Source organism: Streptomyces sp. XY006 (genome assembly GCF_002237655.1).
GTDB lineage: Bacteria > Actinomycetota > Actinomycetes > Streptomycetales > Streptomycetaceae > Streptomyces > Streptomyces levis.
The window spans coordinates 1-7523 of record NZ_NOKT01000062.1; the positions used below are offsets into that span (position 1 = coordinate 1).

At 69.8% G+C, this 7523-nt stretch carries 7 protein-coding genes; 3 read left to right on the top strand and 4 right to left on the bottom strand.

The genetic code is table 11. The features are described 5' to 3' along the window. Positions 1–489: lamin tail domain-containing protein (locus tag CHR28_RS36940; protein WP_256984613.1), on the bottom strand; the 489-nt coding region annotated here is incomplete at its 3' end. A 324-nt stretch (positions 490–813) separates the two neighbouring features. Between CHR28_RS36940 and CHR28_RS36945 the strand changes: the two genes are divergently transcribed. The 3 genes from CHR28_RS36945 (at position 814) to CHR28_RS36955 (ending at position 4379) form a co-directional block, all read left to right on the top strand. Further along, positions 814–2313 carry an aldehyde dehydrogenase family protein gene (locus tag CHR28_RS36945; RefSeq protein WP_094058106.1) on the top strand — a complete coding sequence of 500 codons (1500 nt, stop codon included), beginning with the start codon at positions 814–816 and terminating at the stop codon, positions 2311–2313. Positions 2314–2339: 26 nt separating this feature from the next. Then, on the top strand, positions 2340–3014 hold the full coding sequence (locus CHR28_RS36950; RefSeq protein ID WP_094058107.1) for a TetR/AcrR family transcriptional regulator: 675 nt from the start codon (positions 2340–2342) through the stop codon (positions 3012–3014). Between the two features lie 189 nt (positions 3015–3203). Beyond that, positions 3204–4379, top strand: coding sequence for a serine hydrolase domain-containing protein (locus tag CHR28_RS36955; protein ID WP_256984614.1), 1176 nt, complete (start codon positions 3204–3206; stop codon positions 4377–4379). Positions 4380–5287: 908 nt separating this feature from the next. Here CHR28_RS36955 and CHR28_RS36965 read toward each other — a convergent pair. From CHR28_RS36965 to CHR28_RS36980, 3 genes are all read right to left on the bottom strand, one after another. After that, the gene (locus tag CHR28_RS36965) at positions 5288–5746 is read right to left on the bottom strand and encodes an integrase (RefSeq protein ID WP_256984615.1); all 459 of its coding nucleotides are present in this window, start codon (positions 5744–5746) and stop codon (positions 5288–5290) included. 442 nt (positions 5747–6188) lie between these two features. After that, positions 6189–6776, bottom strand: coding sequence for a hypothetical protein (locus CHR28_RS36975; RefSeq protein WP_094058110.1), 588 nt, complete (start codon positions 6774–6776; stop codon positions 6189–6191). Between the two features lie 351 nt (positions 6777–7127). Beyond that, a partial coding sequence (locus CHR28_RS36980) for a DUF475 domain-containing protein (RefSeq protein ID WP_143655971.1) occupies positions 7128–7523 on the bottom strand: 396 nt, incomplete at its 5' end.

Consider the following 7523-nt stretch of genomic DNA (forward strand, 5'->3'; position numbering starts at 1 on the left):
GTGGAAGTTGATGTTGCCGTTGCGGTCGGGGTCGTTGTTGTGGTGGGTGTAGGTGTGGACGTCTGCGCGGCTGCCTGAGGGCTTGTGCAGGTAGATGGTGTCCTTGGCGTTGTTCCACAGGAAGTTTCGGTTGTCGCGGTAGACGGCGTTGTGGGTGTCGGCGTCGGTGCCGTGGCCGCCGCGCAGCTTCACGTAGTCGCCGGGCTGCAGGTAGTGGTTGGCGGTGAAGGTGAAGCGGTTGCCGGTGGCGTCCTGGACGATGTAGCTCTTGAGGTTGGTCGTCGGGCGCGAGGAGTAGTTCTTCACCGTCAGGTACTCCTGGTCGGTGTTGCCCGAGGAGCAGCTGTTGGAGTCCCGCCCCGGTGCGTCGTACTGGACTCCGCGGATCTTCAGCGCCGAGCTGTACTCGGCGGCGTGCGCCGACATGGAGGACAGGGCAGTCAGTACGCCGGCCGCGACAGCGGCCGCCGTGACGAGGCTCTTGCGCAAGAGCGGAGCGCTTCGAGAGCGCCGCCCTTCCTCGCGGATCCGTTGGTGGGGCGTTCGCCGGGGCCGCGAGGTGGTGGGGGCATGCATGTCTGCTGTGTCGCTCGTAGGACGCGCCGACTGGTCCTGATCACAGGTGGACGCTCACCAGCGCAACGGTAGCGGGCCCTCCTGGTCCGACCGTCACAGGAGCACCCCAAGGGGCGTGGTCGTGCGGCTCCGCGACCGGAGACGAGCGTCGGGTGCTGGCCACTTAAAAGAACGGCGTTCTCTTGTTAATGGAACGGCGTTCTTTTATGCTGGATGTGCTGACCCGAGGAGGACGTCATGCTCACCCCACTCGCAGAAGTCACTGACCCGGCTGCCCTGACCGTCGACGGCCCCGAGCGCATCAGCGCCGTCTTCGCCGCCCAGCGTGCGGCGTACTCGCCGGCCGACTCTCCCAGTGCTGAGGAGCGCATCGACCGCATCGAGCGCCTGGAGCGCTTGCTGCAGGACCACTATCGGGACCTGACCGCGACGCTGGAGGCGGACTTCGGCTACCGCAGCCCGGACCAGATTCTCGCCGCGGACCTGTACCCGGGGATGGCTCACGCGGCCCACGTGCGCCGCCACCTGCGCGGGTGGATGCGGCCGCGGCGCAGGTCCAGCGGTGCGCTCGGCCTGCTCGGCGTCCGCAGCCGGGAGTACGCCGAACCGCTGGGCGTGGTGGGCATCATGTCGCCGTTCAACGCGCCCGTCAGTCTCGCCGTCGACCCCGCCATCGACGCCCTGGCCGCCGGGAACCGGGTCGTCGTGAAGCCCAGCAAGCTGACACCGCGCACTGCGGCGTTGTTCCGGCAGCTGGTGCAGGAGTACTTCGACGAGCGCGAGCTCGCCGTGGTCACCGGCGGGGTGGAGGCGTCGGCGCACTTCGCGGCCTTGCCCTGGGACAAGTTCCTGTTCACCGGCGGTACGGCCACGGGCAGGCGCATCCTGGAGGCGGCCGCGCCGAACCTCACCCCGGTCATCCTCGAACTGGGCGGGAAGTGCCCCGCGATCGTCCTTCCCGACGCCGACATCCGCGCCATGGCCGGTCAGATCGTCCAGGGCCGGCTCGGCAACTCTGGGCAGATCTGCCTGTCGGTGGACTACGCGCTCGTGCCCGAGGAGCACTTGGAGAACTTCCTCGACGCGGCACTCGACGCCGCGGTCCGCACGTACCCGACGGTCCAGGGCAACCGCGACTACTCGGCCATGATCAGCGTGCCGGCGTACGACCGCATCCTCGCCCTCGTCGACGACTCCCGGGCCTCTGGGGTCCGCGTCCTGCAGCCGCCCGTCCACGCCGCCGAGGCGCCCAGCCCCGAACGCCGCCAGCTCCCCCTGACCATTGTCGTGAACCCGAAGCCTGGCTCCCGCGTCGACCAGGAGGAGATCTTCGGCCCGATCCTGTCCGTCTACACGTACCGCTCCGTCGACCAGGCCGTCGCACTCGTCAACTCCAAGCCGAAAGCGCTCGCCCTCTACGTCCTCGGCTGGGACCGGCGCTCCATCGAGCACATCGTCACCGCCACGTCCACCGGCGGCGTCACCGTCAACGCCGCTGCACTGCACGCCATGTCGGGCAGCATCGGGTTCGGAGGCGTCGGCCCGAGCGGGATGGGCCGCTACAAGGGCGGCCGCGTCGGCTTCGACGCCTTCTCCAACACCAAGGCCGTCGTCCGTGCCAGCCGGCTCCTGCTGCGCCTGGCGGGCGACAATGCCGCCCCGCCGTTCCGGTCGGACCGCGCGCGCAACAACCTCCTGCGCATGGCCCGCCTGCCGCGTCCCGCCGAAGGGACATGAGCAGCGGGAGGTCTAGGCTTCCCTGCATGAGCAGTACCGCCAATTTCCAGCGGGCGCGCCGGCCCGAACAGATCGCGGCACGGCGGGAAGCCATCCTCGACGCCGCACGCGACCTGCTCGCGGACGGCCGATCGGCGGACGTGAGCCTCGGTGACATCGGCTCACGCACCGGCCTGGCCAAGTCCGCGCTCCTGCGGTACTTCGGCTCCAGGGAAGTCATCTTCCTCGAGATCCTCGACCGCGAGTGGAGGCAGTGGCTCGACACCCTCGACGCGCCCCCGCCGCCCCCATGCGACGGGCCGTGGGCCACCGAGCGCGTCTTCGCGGCCACCGTCGCCGACACCCTGGCGCAGCGCCCGGTCCTGTGCGACCTCATCAGCGTCATGGCCGGCGTCCTGGAGCGCAACATCGACCTGGACTTCGCCCGCGACTTCAAACAGCGCGCCGCCGCCAACACCGCCCGGCTCGCCGACCTCACCGCCGCGACGCTCCCGGCACTGTCCGCTGCCGCGACGCACCAGTTCGCGGGAGCCGTTTTCATCATCACCGCCGGGCTGTGGCCCTACGCCCGGCCCACCGACGTCGTCGCGGCAGTGAGCGCCCAGATGGGCCAGCCCGACCCCGAGGAGGCATTCCGCGCCAACCTCCGCGCCGGCCTGGTGGCCCAGCTCGTCGGCCTGTCGGCACAGGCCGACGCCTGACGCGCCGCGGTCCGGGTGCGCAGGACGGCTGACCACCCGGTGTGGGCTCCCGCGTAGGAGTCGTACGGGGGGCGGCGTGCCCCGGCATGCCCGTCGGATCTCCTCGGTCGTCCCCACTCCCGCGCTTCACCGCGCCCTCCGCCCACCACCTCACCTGGAGCACCCGTGCCGCATCCCGTCCAAGGGACCGTGACCGCAGGCTTCGAAGACGTCATGGACGCCTTCGCCCGCGCCCAGCAGGACGACCCCGGCAACGCGCAGTTGTGCGTGTACCACCGCGGCCGACTCGTGGTCGACCTGTGGACCACCCGCCCGACCGCACACGGTCCCTTCGGACCCGACCACGTGTGCCTCACCATGTCCTGCACCAAGGGCATGACCGCCACCTGCGTCCACCTCCTGGCGCAGAGGGGGGAGGTGGACTACGACGCTCCCGTGGCCACGTACTGGCCCGACTTCGCCAGCGGAGGCAAGGAACGCATCACCGTCGCCGACGTCCTGGCCCACCGGTCCGGCCTGGCCGCGTTCGACCCCGACGCCCCGATCGCCGCGGACGCTCTCACCGACTGGCACAAGACCGTCGGCGCGCTGGCCCGCACCGAGCCGCTGTGGGAACCCGGCACCGCGTTCGCCTACCACGCGGTCACCTTCGGGCACCTCGCCGGCGAGATCGTGCGCCGCGTCGACGGCCGCTCCCTCGGGCAGTTCCTCGCCGACGAAGTCGCCGCCCCCCTCGGCCTGGACCTGTGGATCGGCCTGCCCGAGCACGAGGAACACCGGGTGGTGCCCCAGACCGACGCCGGTTCCGCCGTGGACCCCGACCTCTTCCTGCGCCTCCTCGCCGACGCCGGCTTCGACACCGGGAGCCGGCTGATACGCGGCTACGTCGCCGCGGCGGCACAGGCGGCGAACGGAGCGACGCTCAACCGGCGCGAGATGCACGCCGCGCAGATCCCGGCGGGCAACGGCATCGCCAACGCCCGCTCCCTGGCCCGCATGTACGCGGCCCTGATCGGCCCCGTCGACGGCGTGCGCCTGCTGAACCAGGAGACCGTCGACGAGGCCCGCGCTCCGCAGACCGACCACCTCCACTCCCCGGCACCACTCGACCGGCTGCCCGCGCCCTTCCCCCTGCGCTTCGGACTGGGCTACGAACTCCACCGCACCGCGGTGCCTATGCTCGGCCCAGGCTCCTTCGGCCACTCGGGCGCCGGGGGGCGACTCGCCTTCGCCCACCCCGAGCGGCTCACCGCCGTCGGCTACACGTGCACCCGCATGGCCTGGGACTTCCACTCCGGCCCCGATACCCGCTGGCTGCCATGGACCGAAGCCCTCGAGAACTCCCTCTCCCGGCTCGGACGCTGACCCTCCCCGCCGAGGTCTTCAGCCGGACCACGCCAACGGGCAAGAGCTGCCCCGTCCTGGTCAGCCGCCAAAGCCGCGAGCCCGTCCGCTGGGCCTCACCCGCTGGCCCCAGCGCAGCTCTGCCACCCCGTCGAAGGGTCGGCAGACAGACAGAGCCAGGTTCCTGCCACCACCAGGCCGCAGGCACACCTGAGGTTTGTCGTCCGCGTGCACGGCGCAGATGCCAGCCTGGGTGCTCTATGCGGTGGCCGCCCCCTCCGCGACTGACCACCCAGGACCCGGTTGCCACAACACGGCGCGCCGTCGGACGGCACGGCCTCCGGCGGGACAGGTACGGCCGGGAGGACAGGGTGCCGGATGGTGCAGGCATTCGTACGCTGGTGGTGCTCGGGGCGACTGCGGAGGAGTGCCGTGCCCCGAACCATTTGGTCCGGCGCCATCTCCTTCGGTCTGGTCACGATGGAGCGGCGGGAAGCGCAAGTTGCGGGAGGATCAGGCCGGGATGCTGACCGAGCGTGCGTGATGCGGAATGCTCTGGCCATGGGCGAAGAATCCGAGCGGCTGGCGAACGCTCTCATCGAGTTCCAGGAAGCCGAGGGCATCTCCGTGAGGGAGCTTGCACGTCGCACACAGTTGAGCCAGGCGACCATCAGGCTTCACGAAAGTGATCGCGGACGCCCGCCCGTTCCCTTCGCGGCCCGCCGTTTCGAGAAGGTTCTCGGCTGGGCACCGGGCAGCATCCCGAGCACTGCGCACGAGCCGACGGATCGCGAGCCTCCGCCGGACTCCAGTGCTGTCACTGGGTAGGTCGAGCAGTCAGGGCTGCTGGCGGCGCGCCGCTCGCGCCACGAGGACGAACAGCCCTTGCTCGGGTCTCGGCCAGGATTCCCCGCCACCGAGACGGACGATCAGAGGGTGTTGGACCGCCCGGCGATCTGACCGAAGGTGGGCAGGCCCAGGTAGATCACCGCGGGTTTGAGTGCGGCATCGAGCCGGGTCGGCTTCTCCTCGGCGCCGGCCAAGCTGATCTCCAAGCCCTCGACCTCCCCATGCCAGCCTTCGCGCTGGGCTTCGGCGATCCGATCGAGCAGGTTGTCGCGGATCTCGAGCAGGCGACCTCGCTGGGACGGCTCGGCGCGGAGGAGCGAACATCGGACGCACGCGTGCTCGTGGATGCACGCAGTTCCGAAGGCCCGAGCGCAGGTTCCCAAGGAGAGTTTGCGCTTCTCGAAGTGGGAGAGGAAGGCGTCCCACTCCTCGTTCGTCGGGGTTCGATATTCCTCGCTGGGACGGAGTGATCGACGACGGGCGATGAACGCGCGGTGGGCTTCGATGGCGTCTGCCGGGTAGATGGCGTTGCAGCCCATCGTGGTGTTGATGTCGGAGTGTCCGGCGATGACCTGGGCGATGTGCGGGGGAGTCCGCTGCGGATGGCGTCGGTGATGTATATCCGCCGGAAGTCGTGCGGGTCAAAGTCCAGGGGGCAGCCGTCGGCGTCGGTCAGGCCGGTGGCGTCGAGGACGTCGTTGAGGCATTTGCGGAGGAACTCGCCGTTCATGGCGCAGATTTCGCCGCTGCGGTCGTACTGGAACAGCAGCGGCATGGGCGGATTCCACACGCGTTCGTTGTAGTCGTAGGCGGCGACCTGCGGGACGGCGCCGGCCCGCAGGTCGCGGATACGGGTGATGATGGTGCTCAGGACGTCGGCGAGTTCGGGGCTGACCAGCAGGACACGCTCCTGGTCCGTCTTCGAGGGAGCGATCTGCAGCAGAGGCACGACTTCGCCCGTTGTGGGCAGCCGGTACTGGATCAGACTGTGATGGCTGGCCTCCAGCATCTCCTCGATCCGGCTCCGGTGTGCTGCAGGAACTCGACCGTCGCCCATCCCCAGAAGGCCCGGCGCTCCCGCTGAACCAGATCCCGGCGTCGTCCGCCGGCGTCGTAGACCCAGGTGGAGCCTGGCCTTTTGGCGCGGGTGAAGGTCTCACCGAGGGCTTCGAACCGCCCGCCAGCCGGAGCTGTCTGGACGGCCTGCAGCCGAGCCTGGGCGTTGTCCAGCAGTTCTTTCGCGGCGTGGACGACCGTTGGCAGGGCCGGCAGGCGTTGATGGGTGCGCTGGTCCATGCGGGCTGTGACTCGCTGGCCTTGCCTCCTGACGTTGAGGTCGGCCTCCCTGATCGGGCAGGGCGCGACCCCGGAACCCCAGCGCGTCGGCTCTTCCCCGGCCCACTGGGCGAGATCCAGGTAGAGGGCCCGGACCGCGATCAGCAGGGTGGAACCGTCCAGACGGGGGGACACGACCTCGGCGTAGGTGCCGTCACTGCGGCGCCGCCGCACGGTCTTCGTCTGCGCCCGCTGCTTCCACTGCGCCGCCACCTGCGCCGGCAGGACGGCCACCGGCTGCCCGTCCTGGGGGGCGGGACGGTCGGGCAGTGGCTGGCAGGTCCGACGTCCTCGCGGTGTGCTTTGCTGCAACCTCTGTGGTCGCCGTGATCGACGGATGACTGTTGTTCGTCGCTGGATGGTGCAGCGAGTTACCGCAGCGTGGCGACCTTACCGGGTTCGACCTCTGCCTAGGGCGGGCCGGCCTGTACTGCGGCCCTGCGGCGTGGGCAATCCTCTTTCGCTGTCGCTGAGGAGCGTCTGCTTCTGTGCGGCGGCGTGGTGGTACTGCCTGCATCTGACCCTCCGAGTTCGTGGCGACGATCAGACGGCCGACGTCTGGCTCGGAGGGGGCCGCCGAGGCAGTCAGCTCGCGGCAACGGCCTGCTTTTGGTTTTCGGCCGGGTGCTTTTCGGCCGCCGTGAGGGCGTGGTTGCGGCGGACGGAGGACCAGAAGGAGGCGCCGATCAGGACGACTCCGATGAGGCCGGTGATGATCTCGTTGGTCTCGTACTGGATGGTGACCAGCAGGATCATGGCGAGCGCGCCGATGGCGTAGTGGGCGCCGTGCTCCAGGTAGACGTAGTCGTCCAGGGTGCCCTGGCGGACCAGGTAGAGGGTGAGCGACCGGACGTACATGGCGCCGATGCCCAGGCCGAGGGCCATGAGGACGATGTCGTTGGTGATGGCGAAGGCGCCGATCACACCGTCGAAGGAGAAGGACGCGTCCAGGACCTCCAGGTAGAGGAACATGAAGAACGC